Origin of the sequence: Pantoea dispersa, from assembly GCF_035783935.1 — a bacterium.
In the GTDB taxonomy this organism is placed as follows: Bacteria; Pseudomonadota; Gammaproteobacteria; order Enterobacterales; family Enterobacteriaceae; genus Pantoea; species Pantoea dispersa_C.
In genome coordinates this window covers 264,507-285,830 of sequence record NZ_JALKOV010000003.1, presented here as the reverse complement: position 1 = coordinate 285,830, position 21,324 = coordinate 264,507, and the positions used below count along the sequence as shown (strand labels likewise).

The following is a 21,324-nucleotide window of genomic DNA, read 5'->3' as shown; positions in this document are numbered from 1 at the left end:
TAAACAGGCAAAATCATCAGCGCCGCGATTCCAGGCATCAAGGATATATAGTACCCTACGCTGTCTGTTAACACCGTTGTAATATGAGGTTAATCCCTTGAGTGACATGGCGAAAAACCTGATTCTCTGGTTAGTCATCGCGGTCGTGCTGATGTCAGTATTCCAGAGCTTTGGGCCCAGCGAGTCGAATGGCCGTAGGGTTGATTATTCAACCTTCCTGTCGGAAGTGAACCAGGATCAGGTCCGCGAGGCACGTATTAACGGGCGTGAAATTAACGTAACCAAAAAAGACAGTAATAAATACACGACCTACATTCCTGTCAACGATCCCAAGTTACTCGATAACCTGTTGACCAAAAACGTCAAAGTTGTGGGTGAACCACCGGAAGAGCCGAGCCTGCTGGCTTCCATCTTCATCTCCTGGTTCCCAATGCTGCTGCTGATTGGCGTGTGGATCTTCTTTATGCGGCAGATGCAGGGCGGCGGCGGCAAGGGCGCGATGTCCTTTGGCAAGAGCAAAGCCCGCATGCTGACCGAAGATCAGATCAAGACCACCTTTGCTGACGTTGCAGGCTGCGACGAAGCGAAAGAAGAGGTGGGTGAGCTGGTTGAATACCTGCGTGAGCCGAGCCGTTTCCAGAAACTGGGCGGTAAAATTCCGAAAGGCGTACTGATGGTGGGCCCTCCGGGTACTGGTAAAACGCTGCTGGCGAAAGCGATCGCCGGTGAAGCAAAAGTGCCGTTCTTTACCATCTCCGGTTCGGACTTCGTGGAAATGTTCGTTGGTGTCGGTGCATCTCGCGTGCGCGACATGTTTGAGCAGGCGAAGAAAGCCGCACCGTGCATCATCTTTATCGATGAGATCGATGCGGTCGGTCGTCAGCGTGGCGCCGGTTTAGGCGGTGGTCACGACGAACGTGAGCAGACGCTGAACCAGATGCTGGTGGAGATGGATGGCTTCGAAGGCAATGAAGGCATCATCGTTATCGCCGCGACCAACCGTCCGGACGTGCTGGATCCGGCGCTGCTGCGTCCAGGCCGTTTTGACCGCCAGGTGGTGGTAGGGCTGCCAGACGTACGTGGCCGCGAACAGATTCTGAAAGTGCATATGCGTCGCGTGCCGCTGGCAACCGACATTGATGCCGCGATTATCGCACGTGGTACGCCGGGCTTCTCCGGTGCGGACCTGGCGAACCTGGTCAACGAAGCGGCGCTGTTTGCTGCGCGTGGCAACAAGCGCGTGGTGTCGATGGTCGAGTTCGAGAAAGCGAAAGACAAAATCATGATGGGTGCGGAACGTCGCTCCATGGTGATGACGGAAGCGCAGAAAGAATCCACCGCGTATCACGAAGCGGGCCATGCGATTATTGGTCGCCTGGTGCCGGAACACGATCCGGTGCACAAAGTGACGATTATCCCGCGCGGCCGTGCGCTGGGTGTGACCTTCTTCCTGCCTGAAGGCGACGCGATCAGCGCCAGCCGTCAGAAGCTGGAGAGCCAGATTTCGACGCTGTACGGCGGTCGTCTGGCAGAAGAGATCATCTACGGTGCAGAACACGTTTCTACCGGTGCCTCGAACGACATCAAAGTGGCGACCAACCTGGCGCGCAACATGGTGACGCAGTGGGGCTTCTCGGAAAAACTCGGTCCGCTGCTGTATGCGGAAGAGGACGGTGAAGTGTTCCTCGGTCGTTCGGTGGCGAAAGCCAAACATATGTCGGACGAAACCGCGCGCATCATCGACCAGGAAGTTAAACACCTGATCGACAGCAACTATCAGCGTGCTCGCCGTATTCTGGGTGAGAACATGGACATCCTTCACGCGATGAAAGACGCGCTGATGAAGTATGAAACCATTGATGCACCGCAGATCGACGACCTGATGGCTCGCCGCGAAGTGCGTCCGCCAGCGGGCTGGGAAGATCCAGGCAGCAACAATTCTGACAGCAACGGTACGCCTAAGGCGCCACGTCCGGTTGATGAACCGCGTACGCCAAACCCGGGCAACACCATGTCAGAACAGTTCGATAAATAACAGGCTTGTTGATGAGCAAAAACCCCGGCTGGTCCGGGGTTTTTTACATTCCGATATCCAGTGATTCCTCAGGGAGATTTTCGCCATGAAGTTGTACGCCCGTGATACCCATCTCGATCTGTCGTTTCCCCATGTGATGGGAATTTTAAATGTCACGCCGGACTCCTTTTCTGATGGCGGAACGCACAACACGCTGGTCGATGCGCTCACGCACACTAACAAGATGGTGAATGCCGGTGCCACGATTATCGATGTGGGCGGCGAATCAACGCGTCCCGGTGCCGATGAAGTTTCAGTGGAAGAGGAGCTGGAGCGGGTGATTCCGGTGGTGGAAGCCATCGCGCAGCGCTTTGAAGTGTGGATTTCGGTGGATACCTCAAAAGCAGAAGTGATCCGCGAAGCCGCGCGAGTGGGCGCTCACATCATTAACGATATTCGTTCGTTGTCCGAGCCGGGCGCATTACAGGCCGCCGCTGACACCGGCCTGCCGGTGTGTCTGATGCACATGCAGGGCGAACCGCGCACCATGCAGCAGGCACCTGAGTATCAGGACATCGTAAGCGAAGTGGACGCTTACTTCGCCGCACAGATTGCCCGCTGTGAAGCGGCCGGCATCAAAAAAGAGCGTCTGCTGCTCGACCCGGGCTTCGGTTTCGGTAAGAATCTCAGCCACAACTATGAGCTGCTGGCGCATCTCAGCGATTTCCACCATCACGGACTGCCGCTACTGGTGGGCATGTCGCGTAAATCAATGATTGGCCAGCTGTTAAACGTCGGCCCTGCGCAGCGCCTGACTGGCAGCCTGAGCTGCGCGGTGATTGCCGCTATGCAGGGCGCACAGATTATTCGCGTGCATGACGTTAAAGAAACTGTCGAAGCGATGCGCATCGTCGAGGCGACACGGAGAGCAAAAGGATAAAGGCATGAGCGATCGTAAATATTTCGGTACGGATGGGATTCGCGGCAAAGTGGGTGAAGCGCCCATCACCCCGGACTTTGTTTTAAAGCTGGGTTTTGCGGCCGGCAAAGTGCTGGCCCGTTCCGGTTCGCGCAAGGTATTGATTGGTAAAGATACGCGTATCTCCGGCTACATGCTGGAATCAGCGCTGGAAGCCGGTCTGGCCGCGGCGGGGCTGTCTGCCGCCTTCACCGGCCCGATGCCGACGCCGGCGATTGCTTACCTGACGCGCACCTTCCGCGCCGAAGCGGGCATTGTGATCTCGGCGTCGCACAACCCGTTTGACGACAACGGCATCAAATTCTTCTCGGCCGAAGGCACCAAGCTGCCGGACGATGTGGAAGCCGCCATTGAGCTGGAGCTGGAGAAGCCGCTGACCTGCGTGGAATCCGCTGAGCTGGGCCGCGCCAGCCGCATCGTTGATGCCGCCGGGCGCTACATCGAGTTCTGCAAAGGCACTTTCCCCAGCGAGCTGAGCCTGAACGGACTGAAGATTGTGGTGGATTGCGCCAACGGCGCGACCTATCACATCGCGCCGAATGTGCTGCGCGAACTGGGCGCGAAAGTGATTGCCATCGGCGTGCAGCCGGACGGCATGAACATCAACAAAGAGTGTGGCGCCACCGATTTACGCCAGCTGCAGCAGCGCGTACTGGATGAAAAAGCCGATCTCGGCCTGGCCTATGACGGCGACGGCGACCGCATCATGATGGTGGATCACCTTGGCCAGAAGGTGGATGGCGACCAGATTCTCTACATCATTGCGCGTGAAGCGCTGCGTCAGGGCCAGCTGCGTGGCGGCGTGGTCGGCACGCTGATGAGCAACATGGGGCTGGAGCTGGCGCTGAAACAGCTGGGGATTCCGTTTACCCGCGCCAAAGTGGGCGACCGCTACGTGCTGGAAAAAATGCAGGAGAAAGGCTGGCGCATGGGCGCGGAGAACTCCGGGCACGTGATTCTGCTGGATAAAATCAGCACCGGCGACGGCATCGTAGCAAGTTTGCAAGTGCTCACTGCGATTGTGCGCAACCACATGAGCCTGCACGATCTGTGCAGCGGTATGAAGATGCTGCCACAGGTGCTGGTCAATGTGCGCTTTAGCGGCAGCCACGACCCGCTGGAGAGCGACAGCGTCAAAGCAATGGCTGCCGACGTGGAAAAAACGCTGGCCGGACGCGGGCGCGTGCTGCTGCGTAAGTCCGGTACCGAGCCGCTGATTCGCGTGATGGTGGAAGGCGAGGATGAAGCGCAGGTGACCGAGCTGGCGCACAAAATTGCTGATGCGGTAAAAGCGGTTTAAGCGCATTGCAGGCGGACAGTTTGCCGCTTTCCGCCTGTAAAATCACCGGGATGGCGCTTTTTTCCGCAATCGCAAAACTTCGTGTAAATTGCGCTTGCAGAGGTATGCGCCTTTGGTTAGTATTCACACCCGCTTCTGATGGGTGATGACGAGACTCCCCGTCAATATTGGTTGAAGCTTTAACTGTGCGGATAACGCGCAAGGAAACAGGTTGATTATGTACGAAGCTCTGTTAGTTGTTTTCCTTATTGTAGCGATTGGCCTCGTAGGTCTGATCATGCTGCAGCAAGGCAAAGGCGCTGATATGGGAGCCTCATTCGGTGCAGGCGCTTCTGGTACGCTGTTCGGTTCAACCGGGTCTGGCAACTTCATGACTCGCATGACCGCGGTACTGGCTACGCTGTTCTTCATTATCAGTCTGATTCTGGGCAACCTGAACAGTAACAAGACTTCAAAAGGAAGCGAGTGGGAAAACCTCAGCGCGCCAGCTCAGTCTCAACAGCAGACTCAGCCAGCTAAACCGGCTACGCCGGGCAATGATATCCCGCAGTAAGATCGTCAGCGCTAAAGCGACATCGTATCGTCGCAGTCAGTGAAGTGCCGAGGTGGTGGAATTGGTAGACACGCTACCTTGAGGTGGTAGTGCCCGATTGGGCTTACGGGTTCAAGTCCCGTCCTCGGTACCAAATCTCAGTATAACTTGCATTTTTCGCAAGATCGGCGTAACATTCGCCACGTTTTCGGACGCGGGGTGGAGCAGCCTGGTAGCTCGTCGGGCTCATAACCCGAAGGTCGTCGGTTCAAATCCGGCCCCCGCAACCACTTTCCCTTAGAGTTCTTTTTCAAATATACTGTATGCATCGACGGACGCATCCGCAGTCAGTTTTGAAAAAAATTCTGCTGGATGGTGTGCCGAAGCCGCATCGCGGCATACAGGGTCCAGTCACAAAAAGCCCCGAATTTTCGGGGTTTTTTGTTATCAGGAAATCGTAACACTGGGCTTTAGGCCCTTTTTTTATGTCTTGGGGGTGGGCTTGTCCACATTAGAGCAAAAATTGACAGAGTTGATCTCTGCTCCGGTAGAAGCGCTTGGCTACGAATTGGTCGGTATCGAGTTCATTCGTGGTCGCACATCAACCTTGCGCATCTATATTGATAGTGAAGAGGGTATCAATGTTGATGATTGCGCCGATGTTAGCCACCAGGTCAGCGCTGTAATGGATGTGGAAGATCCTATTACGGTGGCTTACAACCTTGAAGTTTCCTCACCGGGTCTCGATCGCCCTCTGTTCACGGCGGAGCACTATGCGCGCTTCGCCGGTGAAGAGGTGAGCCTGGTACTGCGTATGGCCGTGCAGAACCGCCGTAAATGGCAGGGCATCATCAAGTCTGTCGAAGGCGAGATGATCACGGTAACCGTTGAGGGTAACGATGAAGTGTTCGCGCTGAGCAACATTCAGAAAGCGAACCTGGTCCCCCACTTTTAAAAGTCCGGATTGAGGCTAACCAGGATGAACAAAGAGATCTTAGCTGTAGTAGAAGCCGTTTCTAACGAAAAAGCCCTGCCGCGTGAGAAAATCTTCGAAGCGCTGGAGAGCGCTTTGGCCACAGCGACCAAGAAGAAGTATGAGCAGGAAATCGACGTGCGCGTCAGCATTGACCGTCGCAGCGGCGATTTCGATACCTTCCGTCGCTGGGTGGTTGTAGACGAAGTCACGCAGCCAACGCGCGAGATCACGCTGGAAGCAGCACGCTTTGAAGATGAAGCCTTCAATCTGGGCGACTATGTTGAAGATCAGATCGAATCTGTCACCTTCGACCGTATCACCACGCAGACCGCGAAACAGGTTATCGTCCAGAAGGTACGTGAAGCCGAGCGCGCAATGGTGGTCGATCAGTTCCGCGAGCAGGAAGGCGAAATCATCACTGGCGTGGTGAAGAAAGTGAACCGCGACAATATTTCACTGGATCTCGGCAACAACGCCGAAGCGGTGATTGTGCGTGAAGACATGCTGCCGCGTGAAAACTTCCGCCCGGGCGACCGTATTCGCGGCGTGCTGTATGCCGTGCGTCCGGAAGCGCGTGGTGCGCAACTGTTCGTTACCCGCTCCAAACCGGAGATGCTGATCGAACTGTTCCGCATTGAAGTGCCGGAGATTGGCGAAGAAGTTATCGAGATCAAAGCGGCAGCGCGCGATCCGGGTTCACGCGCCAAAATCGCGGTGAAAACCAACGATAAACGTATCGATCCGGTCGGTGCCTGCGTCGGTATGCGCGGTGCGCGCGTGCAGGCGGTGTCCAGCGAGCTGGGCGGCGAACGTATTGATATCGTGCTGTGGGACGACAACCCGGCACAGTTCGTGATTAACGCCATGGCACCTGCCGATGTGGCGTCAATTGTGGTGGATGAAGACAATCACACCATGGATATCGCTGTTGAAGCCGGCAATCTGGCTCAGGCGATCGGCCGTAACGGCCAAAACGTGCGTCTGGCATCTCAGCTGAGCGGCTGGGAGCTGAACGTGATGACCGTCGATGATCTGCAGGCGAAGCATCAGGCTGAAGCCCATGCAGCGATCGATATGTTCACTAAACATCTCGACATCGACGAAGAGTTCGCCACCGTTCTGGTGGAAGAGGGCTTCTCTTCGCTGGAAGAATTGGCGTACGTGCCAATCAACGAGCTGCTGGAAATCGACGGCCTCGATGAAGAGACCATTGAAGCCCTGCGTGAACGAGCAAAAAATGCGTTAACCACCCTGGCATTAGCGAAAGAAGAGAGCCTTGGTAATCAGGAACCTGCTGAGGACCTGCTGAATCTTGAAGGCCTGGATCGTGCGCTGGCGTATCGCCTGGCGTCAAAAGGCGTTTGCACGCTGGAAGATCTCGCTGAGCAAGGTGTTGACGATCTGACAGATATTGAAGGGCTGGATGATGAGAAAGCCGGTGCGCTGATTATGGCCGCACGTAATATCTGCTGGTTCGGCGATGACGCGTAATAACAGGAAGGAACAGCATGACAGATGTAACCGTAAAATCGCTGGCCGCCGAAATTCAGACTCCGGTCGATCGCCTGGTACAGCAATTTGCTGATGCAGGGATCCGTAAGTCTGAAAACGACGCCGTATCCCAGCAAGAGAAAGAGACCTTACTGTCCCACCTGAATCGTGAGCACGGTCAGACCGGTTCAGGCAAACTGACGTTGCAGCGCAAAACGCGCAGCACCTTGAATATTCCAGGCACCGGGGGTAAAAGTAAGTCGGTGCAAATCGAAGTCCGCAAAAAGCGCACATACGTGAAAGGTGATGCCGACGCTGAGCAAGCTCAGGCGGAAGCAGAAGCCGAGGCGCAGCGTGAAGCGGAAGAGCAGGCGCGTCGCGAGGCTGAAGAACAAGCCCGTCGCGAAGCTGAACAAAAAGCGCAACGTGAAGCCGAAGAGAAAGCCAAGCGCGAAGCCGCTGACAAGGCTAAGCGTGAAGCAGCGGAAAATGAGAAAGTGACTAATCAACCTACCGACGAAATGACCAAGGCTGCGCAATCTGACAAAGCCCGTCGTGAAGCCGAAGCCGCCGAACTGAAGCGTAAAGCGGAAGAAGAAGCGCGCCGTAAGCTGGAAGAAAATGCGCGCCGCGCGGCGGAAGAAGCCCGTCGTCTGGCCGAAGAGAAAGCCGCTGAATGGGAAAAACCAGAGGAAGAAGATAAGGGCGACTACCACGTCACCACTTCAACTCATGCCCGTCAGGCAGAAGACGAAAACGATCGCGAAGTCGAAGGCGGTCGTGGTCGCACCCGCACCACCAAGGCAGCGCGTCCGGCCAAAAAAGGCAACAAGCACTCTGAAGCCAAAACTGACCGTGAAGAAGCGCGTGCTCAGGTACGCGGCGGCAAAGGTGGCAAACACCGTAAACCAAGCACGCTGCAGCAGGGCTTCAACAAACCTGCTCAGGCGGTGAACCGTGACGTCATCATCGGCGAAACCATCACCGTTGCCGAACTGGCCAACAAAATGGCGGTGAAAGGCTCGCTGGTTATTAAAGCGATGATGAAGATGGGTGCTATGGCGACCATCAACCAGGTGATCGACCAGGAAACCGCCCAGCTGGTGGCTGAAGAGATGGGTCACAAAGTGATCCTGCGCCGCGAGAACGAGCTGGAAGAAGCGGTAATGGACGATCGTGATACCGATGCTGCGCAGGAAAGTCGTGCGCCGGTCGTGACCATCATGGGTCACGTTGACCACGGTAAAACCTCGCTGCTGGACTACATCCGCTCCACCAAAGTCGCCTCCGGCGAAGCGGGCGGGATTACTCAGCACATCGGTGCGTATCACGTTGAAACCGATAACGGCATGATCACCTTCCTCGACACCCCGGGCCACGCCGCGTTTACCGCGATGCGTGCACGTGGTGCGCAGGCCACGGATATCGTTATCCTGGTGGTGGCGGCGGACGATGGCGTGATGCCGCAGACTGTCGAAGCGATCCAGCATGCGAAAGCCGCCGGTGTGCCGGTGGTTGTAGCGGTGAACAAGATCGATAAGCCAGAAGCCGATCCGGACCGCGTGAAGAACGAGCTGACCCAGTACGGAATCATTCCGGAAGAGTGGGGCGGCGAGAACATGTTCGTTAACGTCTCAGCGAAAGCCGGTACCGGCATCGACGACCTGCTGAACGCAATTCTGCTGCAGGCGGAAGTGCTGGAACTGACCGCAATTCGTCAGGGTATGGCGAGCGGCGTGGTGATCGAATCGTTCCTCGACAAAGGTCGTGGTCCGGTAGCCACCGTGCTGGTGCGTGAAGGTACGCTGAACAAAGGCGATATCGTGCTGTGCGGCTTCGAATACGGCCGTGTGCGTGCGATGCGTGACGAGCTGGGTCGCGAAGTGCTGGAAGCGGGTCCATCGATTCCGGTGGAAATCCTCGGTCTGTCCGGTGTGCCGGCAGCGGGTGACGAAGCGACCGTAGTACGTGACGAGAAGAAAGCGCGTGAAGTGGCACTGTATCGTCAGGGCAAATTCCGCGAAGTCAAACTGGCGCGTCAGCAGAAGTCCAAGCTGGAAAACATGTTTGCCAACATGACCGAAGGCGAAGTGTCCGAGCTGAACATCGTTCTGAAGTCCGACGTACAGGGTTCGGTGGAAGCGATCTCCGACTCGCTGCTGAAACTCTCCACCGACGAAGTGAAGGTGAAGATTATCGGTTCTGGCGTGGGCGGTATCACCGAGACCGACGCTACCCTGGCCGCTGCGTCCAACGCGATCATCCTCGGCTTCAACGTGCGTGCTGATGCCTCTGCGCGCCGCGTGATTGATGCTGAAAACGTTGACCTGCGCTACTACTCCGTCATCTATAACCTGATTGACGAAGTGAAAGCGGCGATGAGCGGCATGCTGGCACCGGAGTTCAAACAGCAGATTATCGGTCTGGCCGAAGTCCGTGACGTGTTCAAGTCACCGAAATTTGGCGCGATTGCCGGCTGTATGGTCACCGAAGGCAACATCAAACGTCACAACCCAATCCGCGTACTGCGCGACAACGTGGTTATCTACGAAGGCGAGCTGGAATCTCTGCGTCGCTTCAAAGATGACGTCAACGAAGTGCGTAACGGCATGGAGTGTGGTATCGGCGTGAAGAACTACAACGACGTTCGCGTTGGCGATATGATCGAAGTGTTCGAAGTGATTGAAGTTAAACGCACCATCGAGTAATTGCTGGTCGATGTGATGCAATTTGGGAGGCCACTGGCCTCCCGAATTATTTGGGAGAAATAGTATGGCGAAAGAGTTTGGTCGCCCGCAGCGCGTGGCGCAGGAGTTGCAGAAAGAGATTGCGATCATCCTGCAGCGCGAAATTAAAGACCCGCGTCTGGGCATGATGGTTACCGTTTCTGGCGTTGAGGTGTCACGCGATCTGGCGTACGCCAAAGTGTTCGTGACCTTCCTGAACGATCAGGATGAAGAAGCGGTGAAAAACGGCCTCAAAGCGCTGAAAGAAGCGTCTGGCTATATGCGTATTCTGCTCGGCAAAGCGATGCGTCTGCGCATCGTGCCGGAGCTGACCTTCTTCTACGATAACTCGCTGATTGAAGGCATGCGCATGTCGAATCTGGTCTCTAACGTGATCAGAAACGATGCTGAGCGACGCGGTGAAAGCCCGGCGGAAGACGACAAGGAGGACTGATGAGTCGTCCTCGTCGCCGTGGTCGCGATGTCCACGGTGTTTTCCTGCTGGATAAACATCAGGGCGCATCCTCCAACGATGTGCTGCAAAAAGTCAAACGCCTGTTTCATGCTAACAAGGCGGGCCATACCGGTGCGCTCGATCCACTGGCCACCGGTATGCTGCCGATTTGCCTCGGCGAAGCCACCAAGTTTTCCCAGTACCTGCTGGATTCGGACAAGCGTTACCGCGTGATTGCCCGCCTGGGCCAGCGCACTGACACCTCCGATGCCGATGGCAATATTGTCGAGACGCGGCCGGTCACCTTCAGCCAGGCGGAGCTTGACGCGGCGCTGGACAGTTTTCGCGGCGAGACGCTGCAGGTGCCAACCATGTTCTCGGCGCTCAAGTATCAGGGCCGCAAGCTGTATGAATACGCGCGTGAAGGCATCACCGTCCCGCGCGACGCGCGCCCGATTACCGTGTTTGAGCTGCAGTTTATTCGCTGGCAGGGCGACGAGCTGGAGCTGGAAATTCACGTTTCCAAAGGCACCTACATTCGCACCATCATTGACGATTTGGGTGAGAAGCTCGGCTGTGGCGCACATGTGATTATGCTGCGCCGCTTGCAGGTGGCGCGCTATCCGATTGCGCGCATGATGACGCTGGAACAGCTGCAGGCGCTGGCGGCGCAGGTTAATGCGGCGGAAACGCCGGATTACGCGCCACTTGATGCTCTGCTGCTGCCGATGGACAGCCCGGCAGAAGCGTTTCCGCTGGTCAATCTGTCCTCCACGGTCGCGGCCAGCTTCAAACAGGGCATGCCGGTACAGGCGGTTAATGCGCCAGCCAGCGGCCTGGTGCGCGTGACCGAAGGCGAGCAGCAGAAATTTATCGGTATGGCGGAGATCGCCGCTGATGGCCGCGTGGCACCGCGTCGTCTGGTGGTGGAGTTTACCGACTGACCGCAGATTAACGCGGGTCGTTACGGCGCATTTGCGTTGCTACCGGGCGAAGAGTAGAATAGCGCGGCTTTAAAAGCGGGCTGCTGAATTAGAGATCGGCACCCATACATTCATTTTTTACTGGAGTTTATTATGTCTCTAAGCGTAGAAGCTAAAGCAGAGATCGTTGCTAAATACGGTCGTGGCGCTAACGACAGCGGTTCAACTGAAGTTCAGGTTGCTCTGCTGACTGCTCAGATTAACCACCTGCAGGGTCACTTCTCTGAGCACAAGAAAGACCACCACAGCCGTCGCGGTCTGCTGCGCATGGTATCCCAGCGTCGTAAGCTGCTGGACTACCTGAAGCGTAAAGACGTTGCACGTTACACCAGCCTGATCGAAAGCCTGGGTCTGCGTCGCTAAGTCTGAAGAATCTGATCAACGATGTAGCGCATGCAGTATGCAAAAACCCGCATCTGACGATCAGATTTGTGCGAGTTTCGCGAAAAGGGGGCCTTTATGGCCCCTTTTTTCGAGCAATCGGCAGCAATCCGGACCAAACTCATGTATTGTTGCTGAGAGTGATCTTTGCTTGCAGAGGTTCGCGCGGCTAATGAGAGGCTTTACCGCAGGGGCGGTTAAGGTTGTCATTAGTCGCGAGGATGCAACTAAAGATCGGTAATCCCCGGCGGGCCGCGCAGGCTTTGCCACGAATTTAAGGACTTAAATTTTGCTGAACCCGATCGTACGCAAATTCCAATATGGTCAGCATACCGTCACGCTGGAAACCGGCATGATGGCACGCCAGGCCACCGCAGCCGTAATGGTAAGCATGGACGACACCGCGGTATTCGTTACCGTTGTGGGCCAGAAAAAAGCCAAAGCCGGTCAGGACTTCTTCCCTCTGACAGTTAACTACCAGGAACGTACCTACGCCGCTGGCCGTATCCCGGGCAGCTTCTTCCGTCGTGAAGGTCGTCCAAGCGAAGGCGAAACCCTGATCGCGCGTCTGATTGACCGCCCTGTGCGTCCGCTGTTCCCGGAAGGTTTCGTGAACGAAGTGCAGGTTATCGCGACTGTTGTGTCCGTGAACCCGCAGGTTAATCCGGACATCGTTGCGATGATCGGTGCTTCTGCTGCGCTGTCACTGTCTGGCATTCCGTTCAATGGCCCAATCGGTGCGGCACGCGTCGGTTACATCAACGATCAGTACGTGCTCAACCCAACCGCAGATGAGATCAAACAGTCTCGCCTGGATCTGGTGGTTGCCGGTACGCAGAATGCGGTACTGATGGTGGAATCTGAAGCGGAAATCCTGACCGAAGATCAGATGCTGGGCGCTGTGGTGTTCGGCCACGACCAGCAGCAGGTTGTCATTGAGAACATCAATGCGCTGGTCGCTGAAGCCGGCAAACCACGCTGGGACTGGCAGCCAGAAGCCGCCAACGATGCGCTGATCGCACGCGTTGCAGCCCTGGCCGAAGCGCGCATCAGCGATGCTTACCGCATCACGGATAAGCAGGAGCGTTATGCGCAGGTTGGCGTGATCAAAGACGAAACCATCGCAGCCCTGCTGGCCGAAGACGAAACGCTGGATGATGCCGAAATCGGTGACATCGTACACAGCCTGGAAAAGAACGTGGTGCGTACCCGTATCCTGAACGGCGAACCGCGTATCGACGGCCGTGAAAAAGATATGATCCGTGGTCTGGACGTGCGCACTGGCGTACTGCCGCGTACCCACGGTTCTGCACTGTTTACCCGTGGTGAAACGCAGGCGCTGGTTGCTGCTACTCTCGGTACTGCGCGCGACGCACAGAACCTTGATGAGCTGATGGGTGAGCGTACTGACAGCTTCCTGTTCCACTACAACTTCCCTCCGTACTCTGTGGGCGAAACCGGCATGGTTGGCTCACCGAAGCGTCGTGAAATCGGTCACGGCCGTCTGGCGAAGCGTGGCGTGCTGGCCGTAATGCCAAAACAGGACGAGTTCCCGTACACCGTACGCGTCGTGTCAGAAATCACCGAATCGAACGGTTCTTCTTCTATGGCTTCCGTGTGTGGTGCATCGCTGGCACTGATGGATGCCGGTGTACCGATCAAAGCAGCCGTAGCCGGTATCGCGATGGGTCTGGTCAAAGAAGACGAGAAGTTCGTGGTGCTGTCTGACATCCTCGGCGACGAAGATCACCTCGGCGACATGGACTTCAAAGTAGCCGGTAGCCGTGACGGTATCACCGCGCTGCAGATGGACATCAAAATCGAAGGTATCACCCGCGAAATCATGCAGGTGGCACTGAACCAGGCTAAGGGTGCGCGTCTGCACATCCTGAGCGTGATGGAACAGGCGATCAGCACGCCGCGTCAGGAGATCTCCGAGTTCGCGCCGCGCATCTACACCATCAAGATCAACTCTGACAAGATCAAAGACGTCATCGGTAAAGGCGGCTCGGTTATCCGTGCGCTGACCGAAGAGACCGGCACCACCATCGAGATTGAAGATGATGGCACCGTGAAGATCGCTGCGACCGACGGCCTGAAAGCCAAAGAGGCGATTCGTCGCATCGAAGAGATCACCGCCGAGATCGAAGTGGGCCGTATCTACTCAGGTAAAGTGACCCGTATCGTTGATTTCGGTGCCTTCGTGGCAATCGGCGGCGGTAAAGAAGGTCTGGTACACATTTCTCAGATCGCCGACAAGCGCGTAGAGAAAGTGACCGACTACCTGCAGATGGGCCAGGAAGTGCCAGTTAAAGTGATGGAAGTGGATCGTCAGGGCCGCGTCCGTCTCAGCATCAAAGAAGCGACAGAGCAGAAGCCAGCAGAAGAAACCGCTGCGGTGAGTGCACCTGACGCTGAGTAAGCGTTTTCCTGATTAGCCGCTCCCTGCCAGCTGGCGGGGAGCGGTGTTTGTATACCCGAAATGCGTCGCGCGCTGGTCAGCGCACCAGTTAGCTGAAGCAGGACGGGTATCATCGCGAGGGCGGGAACCCTTGTGCATAGCAGGCGGATGACAGGATGGTTATCCCAATGTTTGTATTCGGGAGTGGGAAATGAAGCCTTTTTTGCGCTGGTGTTTTGTTGCGACAGCTATCACGCTGGCAGGATGCAGCAACTCCAATTGGCGTAAGAACGAAGTTCTGGCGGTACCTTTGCAGCCCACACTGCAGCAAGAGGTCATTCTGGCGCGAATGGAACAAATTCTTGCCAGTCGGGCCCTGACCGATGATGAACGCGCACAGCTGTTATATGAGCGCGGAGTGTTGTATGATAGTTTGGGTCTGAGGGCTTTAGCGCGAAACGATTTCTCGCAAGCGTTGTCTATAAGACCGGATATGCCGGAAGTGTTTAACTATCTCGGCATTTACTTAACGCAGGCAGGCAATTTTGATGCTGCCTATGAAGCGTTTGATTCTGTACTTGAGCTTGATCCAACTTACAACTATGCGCATTTAAACCGTGGTATCGCCCTCTATTACGGCGGTCGATACAAGTTAGCGCAAGATGATCTGCTGGCGTTTTATCAAGACGATCCTAACGATCCGTTCCGCAGCCTGTGGCTCTACCTCGTTGAACGCGAGATGGATGCTGACAAAGCGAAAGTAACGCTTCAACAACGTTACGACAAAGCGGCTAAGGACCAATGGGGATGGAATATTGTCGAGTTCTACCTGGGCGACATCAGTGAAAAAACATTGATGGAACGTCTCAAGGCGGACGCAACGGATAACACCTCGCTCGCTGAACATCTCAGTGAAACCAACTTCTATTTAGGTAAGTACTACCTAAGTCTGGGGGAGAAGGACGACGCGAAAGCGTTGTTCAAACTGGCGGTGGCCAACAACGTCAATAACTTTGTTGAACACCGATACGCATTGTTGGAACTGGCGCAACTCGGCCAGACACAAGACGATTTATCAGAATCTGACCAGCAATAGCTGACGAACTTTTATTGCCTGATTTACCCGTAAAGTCATCGCCTGAACAGGTGAGGGCTTTTCTGTTCGTCAAAACTTCTAATTTGAGCCGGTTCACACTTTTTGATGAAAATGACTGAAAGTTTTCACGACGAGTTATGTAGACTGGCCGCCGCAATCTAAGAGGCACGTGTACTACATGACTGATATTCAAACCACTTTTGCTGATCTGGGCCTGAACGCCGACATCCTCGAATCACTGAACGGTATGGGCTACGTTAAGCCATCGCCAATCCAGGCTGAGTGTATTCCTCACCTGCTGGCGGGCCGTGATGTGCTGGGTATGGCGCAGACCGGTAGTGGTAAAACAGCAGCGTTCTCGCTGCCGCTGCTGAACAACGTTGATCCTTCTGTCCGCGCACCGCAAATCCTGGTGCTGGCACCGACCCGCGAACTGGCGGTTCAGGTTGCTGAAGCGATGACAGAATTCTCTAAACATATGCGCGGCATTAACGTCGTGGCCCTGTACGGTGGCCAGCGTTATGACGTGCAGCTGCGCGCGCTGCGCCAGGGTCCACAGATCGTGGTCGGTACGCCGGGCCGCCTGCTGGATCACCTGAAACGCGGTACCCTTGACCTGTCTAACCTGCGTGGTCTGGTACTGGACGAAGCCGATGAAATGCTGCGTATGGGCTTCATCGAAGACGTAGAAACCATCATGGCGCAGATCCCGGAAGGTCATCAGACCGCGCTGTTCTCCGCGACGATGCCGGAAGCGATTCGCCGTATCACTAAGCGTTTCATGAAGGATCCGCAGGAAGTGCGAATCCAGTCCAGCATCACTACGCGCCCGGACATTTCTCAGTCTTACTGGACCGCTTACGGCCGTAAGTCTGACGCGCTGGTTCGCTTCCTCGAAGCAGAAGACTTCGATGCTGCCATCATCTTCGTGCGCACCAAAAATGCCACGCTGGAAGTGGCAGAGACGCTGGAGCGTAACGGCTACAACAGCGCCGCGCTGAACGGCGACATGAACCAGGCACTGCGTGAGCAGACGCTGGAGCGCCTGAAAGACGGTCGTCTGGACATCCTGATCGCCACCGACGTTGCGGCCCGTGGTCTCGACGTTGAGCGTATTAGCCTGGTAGTTAACTACGATATCCCGATGGATGCCGAATCGTATGTGCACCGTATCGGCCGTACCGGTCGTGCGGGTCGTGCCGGCCGAGCGCTGCTGTTCGTTGAGAACCGCGAGCGTCGTCTGCTGCGCAACATCGAGCGCACCATGAAGCTGACCATTCCGGAAGTTGAGCTGCCTAACGCCGAGCTGCTGAGCCAGCGTCGTCTGGCGCAGTTCGCCGCGAAAGTACAGCAGCAGCTGGAAAGCAGCGATCTGGATCAGTACCGTGCGCTGCTGGCAAAAATGCAGCCAGAAGAAGAGCTGGATATGGAAACGCTGGCCGCGGCACTGCTGAAAATGGCGCAGGGCGAACGTCCACTGATTCTGCCACCGGATGCACCGCGTCCACAGCGTCGTGAATTCCGTGACCGTGATGAGCGTGGCGGTGACCGTCCACGTCGTGACAGCCGCGAAGGTGGCGATCGTCCACGTCGCGAACGTCGTGACGTTGGCGAAATGCAGCTGTACCGCATTGAAGTGGGCCGTGATGACGGTGTTGAAGTGCGTCATATCGTGGGCGCAATTGCTAACGAAGGCGACATCAGCAGCCGTTACATCGGTAACATCAAGCTGTTTGGTACTCACTCCACTATCGAGCTGCCAAAAGGCATGCCGGGTGAGGTTCTGCAGCACTTCACGCGTACGCGTATTCTCAACAAGCCGATGAATATGCAGCTGCTGGGCGATGCACAGCCACACGAGCGCACCGAGCGTCGTAGCGGCGGTCGTGACTTCGGCGGTGAGCGTCGTGGTAACCGTGAGGGTGGCAACCGTGAAGGTGGCGCACCGCGTCGCTTCTCCGAGCGTCGCGAAGGCGGTCGTGAAGGCGGACGTTTCAGCCGTGAAGGTGGCCGTGGCCCACGTCGCGACGAAGGCGCTGCTGCACCACGTCGCCGTGATGCATAAGCGTTAATCGCTTAAAATAAAAAAGGACGCGCAAGCGTCCTTTTTTTATATCTGTAATGCGGGCTTTACACGCCGCCGGCAATCAGCACGCGCTCACCGGTGACATAAGCCGACTCCTCCGACGCCAGGAACAGCGCCACCTGCGCCACATCTTCCGGCAGACCAAAGCGCCCCAGCGGTGTGGCGGCAATCAGCTGCGCTTTAAATTCCGCATTCATTTTTTTCGCTGCCAGCAAACCTTCGGTCAGGATAATCCCTGGCGCCAGCGCGTTAACGCGAATATTGCGCGGGCCCAGCTCACGTGCCAGTCCCTGGGTTAAGGTATCGATTGCGCCTTTGGTCGCTGACCACAGTACCGAACCGGGCAGGCTGCGCTGGCTGTTCAGGGCGCTGAGGTTAATGATGCAGCCGCCGCGCGCCGGGAAATGCTGCGCTGCCTGCTGGCACACCAGCAGCGTACCCAGCAGATTCACGTTGAGCTGCTGCTGCATGTCGCTGACGCTGAGGCTGGCGAAGTCGCCATGATGAAACATGCCGGCGTTGTTAACCACGATATCCGGCGCGCCAAACTGCGCAATGCTGCTGGCGAACAGGCGCTGCACGTCAGCTTCGCGTGAAATATCGGCCTGCACGGCGATGGCGTCGCTACCCAGCGCGCAGATATCGGTCACCACATCTGCCGCGCCGGCTTCATCCTGACGATAATTCACCACCACCCGGGCGCCAGCCGCGGCGAAAGTCATGGCGATGGCGGCGCCAATGCCTTTCGACGCGCCCGTCACCAGCGCAATTTTGCCTTCAAGTGCTTGCATTGTGTCTCTCCACCTGAGATTTCGGGTGAGTAAAGCATGCGCTGTTGCCGCTTTATGCGGTAGCGCAATCCTGCAAGCTTTTTGCACGATCCTGCAAATCTGTGGCGCAGGGACTAGGCGCAATCGTAGCGACAGGTAAGAATGGGGATTCAGTGATTTTTCATCGCGGAGTGCATAACGCATGATTCATCAGGAACAGTGGAAGCAGCTGGTGGCGATGATTGCCCGTCACGCGCAGCAGGATGGGCGCACCGCCAGCGCGATTGATTTTCTCTCTTTCGGCCGTAGCTCGCGCCCCACCAGTCTGGCGCACATTGCCAGCTGGGCGGGTTTTGCGCTGATGGCACAGGGGCAGAAAGCCCTGCGCATGGGCGATGATGTGATGCATTACGGGCCGGGCGATCTGCTGCTGGTCACCATGGACATGCCGGTGCAGTCCTGCGTGGTGCTGGCGACGCCAGAGAAACCCAGTCTTGGCGTCGGCATCACCATCAACGAAGCGCGCCTGCTGCGCTATCTGGAGCATTTCCCGCCGCAGCAGATTGGCAGCGCTGCTACCGAACGCAGCATTACCGTCCACAAAGTCGCGCCACCGCTGGTGGATGCGGTGATACGGCTGGTGGCGCTGCTGGATCAGCCGCAGGATATCGCCGCGCTGGCGCCGCTGATTGAGCAGGAGATTTTCTATCGCCTGCTGACCGGGCCGGAAGGGCCGCGCATTCTCAACATGGCGCTGACCGAGCGCCCGGGCAACAAAGTGGCGCGCGCGGCGCGCTGGCTGCGTGAAAACTTTCATCAGCCGCTGAAGGTGGATCAACTGGCCAGCAGCGTTGGCATGAGCATTTCATCGCTGCACCATCATTTCAAGGCGGTTACGGCGATGACACCGATGCAGTATCAGAAGCAGTTGCGGCTCAACGAAGCGCGCCGGCTGATGATGATTGAGAAGCTGGATGCCGGGACGGCGGGCTATCGGGTGGGCTATCAGAGCGCCTCGCAGTTCAGCCGGGAGTACAGCCGTTTTTACGGTCAGTCACCGGCGCGCGATGTGCGCAAGATGGCGGTGGGGCCGGAAGAACTCGCCCCACCGCAGTAAGGCTTACAGCGTGCGCGCGGCTTCCATCGCCAGCGCGAACGAACGCAGGCGCGCCTGCGGATCGTAAATCTGGCCGTTAACCATGATCTCATCCGCCTGGGTTTCGCGCAGCAGCGCGGCGAGGCCGTGACGCACTTTATCTTTATCGCCCACCACTGACATGCTCAGCGCCTGCTGCACGCCATACTGTTCGGACGGCGACCACAGGTTATCCATGTTCTCCACCGGGGCCGGCAGCGGGCCGGGCTTGCCGCGACGCAGATTAATGAACTGCTGCTGCATCGAGGTGAACAGGAAGCGCGCATCACGATCGCTGTCTGCTGCCACCACGTTGACGCACACCATGGCGTACGGTTTTGCCAGCCGCGCAGAGGGCTGGAATTTTTCGCGATACAGATGCAGCGCCTGCAGCAGCAGGTCAGGCGCGAAGTGCGAAGCAAAGGCAAACGGCAGGCCGAGCTGCGCCGCCAGCTGCGCGCTGTACAGGCTGGACCCCAGCAGCCACACCGGAATTTTCAGCCCGAGGCCGGGCACCGGCTGCACCGGCGGATGCTCGCCCTCTTCGGCATCGAACCAGCGGATCAGATCGGCCACATCTTCCGGGAAGCTGTCGGCCTGGGCGCTCGAAAGATGACGGCGCAGCGCCAGCATGGTGCGCTGATCGGAGCCGGGCGCGCGGCCCAGTCCGAGATCGATACGGCCAGGGTAGAGGGATTCCAGGGTGCCAAACTGTTCGGCAATCACCAGCGGTGCGTGGTTGGGCAGCATGATCCCGCCGGAGCCGAGGCGCAGCGTTTCGGTGTTAGCGGCGAGATAGCCAATCAGCACCGACGTTGCGGCGCTGGCGATGCCGGTCATGTTGTGGTGTTCGGCCAGCCAGTAGCGATGAAAGCCAAGGGCTTCAGCCTGACGCGCCAGCGCCAGCGAATTATGGAAGGCATCGCGCGCAGACGAGCCTTGCGGAATGGGGGCCAGATCCAGCACGGACAGGCGAACAGTTTTCTTCTCAGACATGGGTACTCCAGCAAAGGATGGCGCAGGTGATAAGTAAACCTGCACCAGTCAGTATTACGCATCATTACCCATATTAAAACTGCTAATAACGGCAGGAATATAGCCGGAATGTGCCTTTAACCGCCGCTATCCAGCGCCATTCCGGCCAGGCGGCGCCAGTAACCGTTGCTGTCGCTGCCGCGCGCCATCATTAGCGGCGCTTCACCCGCTTCGTTAGCGCGGAAGCGATCGATCTGCGTCAGCGTGCTCGCATCCTGCGGCGACAGACGCACAATATCGATCCAGCCGTGCATACCGGCGAGGTCATTGCCGAGGTTGTAACAGTAGCCGCTCATGGTCTGAATGCCGTTCAGGACAAATACCTGCTGGCCCTCCTGCGACAGCACGCGGCGCCCGGTGGGATAATCAATACAGCAGGTCTGGCAATCATCTTTGGCACGGTTTTCGGAACGCGCGGTAAAACAGCGCGCCGACAGCGCCAGCGGCAGATGGCCATAGCCGAGCACTTCAACCTCAAACCGGTCGCGCAGGCCAGCGTCATGGCACTGCTGCAACAGCTGAATCAGCCAGTCACGTGACATCTCCACCGGCATGCACCAGCGCGTCATGCCCTCCTGCAGCAGCAGCTGGAGCGTCTGGGCGTTATACACATTCAGGGTGGGACCCGCGACAAACGGCAGCTTGCGCTCTGCGGCCATGTTCACGGTGCCGATGTCGTTGGCTTCCAGCAAAAACTCCCCGTTTTCCACATAGCGGCGCAGCTCTTTGACTTCCGAAGGCGACTGCAGCAGCGCCAGCGTGCTCAGCACCACCTGTTTGCCGCTGGCCGCCAGCGTGCGGCCCATCTCCATCCACTGGCTGAAAGACGTGGCGCGGCGTTTGCTGCACACCGCTTCGCCGAGGTAAATAATCTCTGCGCTGCTCTCTGCGGCGCGCTGGTAAAACTGTTCCAGCGTGGCGGTAGGCCAGTACCACAGCACCGGGCCGATGGCGTATTTCATACG

General features: G+C 57.1%; 18 protein-coding genes and 2 tRNA genes. 17 read left to right on the top strand and 3 right to left on the bottom strand.

All coding sequences use genetic code 11. From position 1 onward, the window contains the following. Positions 1-106: 106 nt before the first annotated feature. The 16 genes from ftsH to MXF20_RS08375 all read left to right on the top strand — a co-directional run bounded on the left by ftsH (position 107) and on the right by MXF20_RS08375 (position 17,398). Positions 107-2,035: an ATP-dependent zinc metalloprotease FtsH gene (gene ftsH / locus MXF20_RS08445; protein WP_021507707.1), complete on the top strand. Its 1,929-nt coding sequence runs from the start codon at positions 107-109 to the stop codon at positions 2,033-2,035. An 85-nt stretch (positions 2,036-2,120) separates the two neighbouring features. After that, positions 2,121-2,954 carry a dihydropteroate synthase gene (gene folP, locus MXF20_RS08440; RefSeq protein WP_325968774.1) on the top strand — a complete coding sequence of 278 codons (834 nt, stop codon included), beginning with the start codon at positions 2,121-2,123 and terminating at the stop codon, positions 2,952-2,954. A gap of 4 nt (positions 2,955-2,958) precedes the next feature. Then, positions 2,959-4,293, top strand: coding sequence for a phosphoglucosamine mutase (gene glmM, locus MXF20_RS08435; RefSeq protein ID WP_325968773.1), 1,335 nt, complete (start codon positions 2,959-2,961; stop codon positions 4,291-4,293). A 217-nt stretch (positions 4,294-4,510) separates the two neighbouring features. Continuing rightward, the gene (gene secG / locus MXF20_RS08430) at positions 4,511-4,846 is read left to right on the top strand and encodes a preprotein translocase subunit SecG (RefSeq protein ID WP_010617340.1); all 336 of its coding nucleotides are present in this window, start codon (positions 4,511-4,513) and stop codon (positions 4,844-4,846) included. Positions 4,847-4,892: 46 nt separating this feature from the next. After that, a tRNA-Leu gene (locus tag MXF20_RS08425) sits at positions 4,893-4,979 on the top strand. A gap of 59 nt (positions 4,980-5,038) precedes the next feature. Then, positions 5,039-5,115 (top strand) — tRNA-Met (locus MXF20_RS08420). Positions 5,116-5,327: 212 nt separating this feature from the next. Further along, entirely contained in the window at positions 5,328-5,780 is a 453-nt protein-coding gene (gene rimP, locus MXF20_RS08415) for a ribosome maturation factor RimP (RefSeq protein ID WP_031279732.1), read from the top strand. 24 nt (positions 5,781-5,804) lie between these two features. Continuing rightward, on the top strand, positions 5,805-7,292 hold the full coding sequence (gene nusA, locus MXF20_RS08410) for a transcription termination factor NusA (RefSeq protein WP_325968771.1): 1,488 nt from the start codon (positions 5,805-5,807) through the stop codon (positions 7,290-7,292). 17 nt (positions 7,293-7,309) lie between these two features. Further along, positions 7,310-10,000, top strand: a complete 2,691-nt coding sequence (gene infB / locus MXF20_RS08405) for a translation initiation factor IF-2 (protein WP_021507702.1) — start codon at positions 7,310-7,312, stop codon at positions 9,998-10,000. Positions 10,001-10,064: 64 nt separating this feature from the next. Continuing rightward, a complete protein-coding gene (gene rbfA / locus MXF20_RS08400) occupies positions 10,065-10,472 on the top strand; it encodes a 30S ribosome-binding factor RbfA (RefSeq protein WP_325968770.1) in 408 nt (135 codons plus the stop codon). Next, the gene (gene truB / locus MXF20_RS08395; RefSeq protein ID WP_325968768.1) at positions 10,472-11,416 is read left to right on the top strand and encodes a tRNA pseudouridine(55) synthase TruB; all 945 of its coding nucleotides are present in this window, start codon (positions 10,472-10,474) and stop codon (positions 11,414-11,416) included. Before rbfA ends, truB begins: the two co-directional genes overlap by 1 nt. A gap of 132 nt (positions 11,417-11,548) precedes the next feature. Beyond that, positions 11,549-11,818, top strand: a complete 270-nt coding sequence (gene rpsO / locus MXF20_RS08390; RefSeq protein ID WP_010615981.1) for a 30S ribosomal protein S15 — start codon at positions 11,549-11,551, stop codon at positions 11,816-11,818. A gap of 307 nt (positions 11,819-12,125) precedes the next feature. Then, positions 12,126-14,258, top strand: coding sequence for a polyribonucleotide nucleotidyltransferase (pnp, locus tag MXF20_RS08385; protein WP_325968766.1), 2,133 nt, complete (start codon positions 12,126-12,128; stop codon positions 14,256-14,258). Positions 14,259-14,448: 190 nt separating this feature from the next. Then, a complete protein-coding gene (gene nlpI / locus MXF20_RS08380; RefSeq protein WP_021507697.1) occupies positions 14,449-15,333 on the top strand; it encodes a lipoprotein NlpI in 885 nt (294 codons plus the stop codon). Between the two features lie 105 nt (positions 15,334-15,438). Beyond that, a complete protein-coding gene (gene yrbN, locus MXF20_RS23420) occupies positions 15,439-15,495 on the top strand; it encodes a protein YrbN (RefSeq protein WP_098053093.1) in 57 nt (18 codons plus the stop codon). A gap of 16 nt (positions 15,496-15,511) precedes the next feature. Continuing rightward, positions 15,512-17,398, top strand: coding sequence for a DEAD/DEAH family ATP-dependent RNA helicase (locus MXF20_RS08375; RefSeq protein WP_325968764.1), 1,887 nt, complete (start codon positions 15,512-15,514; stop codon positions 17,396-17,398). A 65-nt stretch (positions 17,399-17,463) separates the two neighbouring features. Here the strand turns inward: MXF20_RS08375 and MXF20_RS08370 are convergent, their stop codons facing one another. Continuing rightward, positions 17,464-18,210 carry an SDR family NAD(P)-dependent oxidoreductase gene (locus MXF20_RS08370; protein ID WP_021507695.1) on the bottom strand — a complete coding sequence of 249 codons (747 nt, stop codon included), beginning with the start codon at positions 18,208-18,210 and terminating at the stop codon, positions 17,464-17,466. Positions 18,211-18,391: 181 nt separating this feature from the next. Between MXF20_RS08370 and MXF20_RS08365 the strand changes: the two genes are divergently transcribed. Continuing rightward, complete coding sequence (locus MXF20_RS08365) at positions 18,392-19,306, top strand: AraC family transcriptional regulator (protein ID WP_325968763.1); 915 nt, start codon at positions 18,392-18,394, stop codon at positions 19,304-19,306. Between the two features lie 3 nt (positions 19,307-19,309). On the opposite strand, the gene MXF20_RS08360 is transcribed toward MXF20_RS08365, so the two are convergent. Both MXF20_RS08360 and MXF20_RS08355 read right to left on the bottom strand, forming a co-directional pair. Further along, entirely contained in the window at positions 19,310-20,320 is a 1,011-nt protein-coding gene (locus MXF20_RS08360) for a luciferase-like monooxygenase (RefSeq protein ID WP_021507693.1), read from the bottom strand. A gap of 116 nt (positions 20,321-20,436) precedes the next feature. Beyond that, on the bottom strand, positions 20,437-21,321 hold the full coding sequence (locus tag MXF20_RS08355) for a U32 family peptidase (protein ID WP_325968762.1): 885 nt from the start codon (positions 21,319-21,321) through the stop codon (positions 20,437-20,439). Positions 21,322-21,324: the final 3 nt, after the last annotated feature.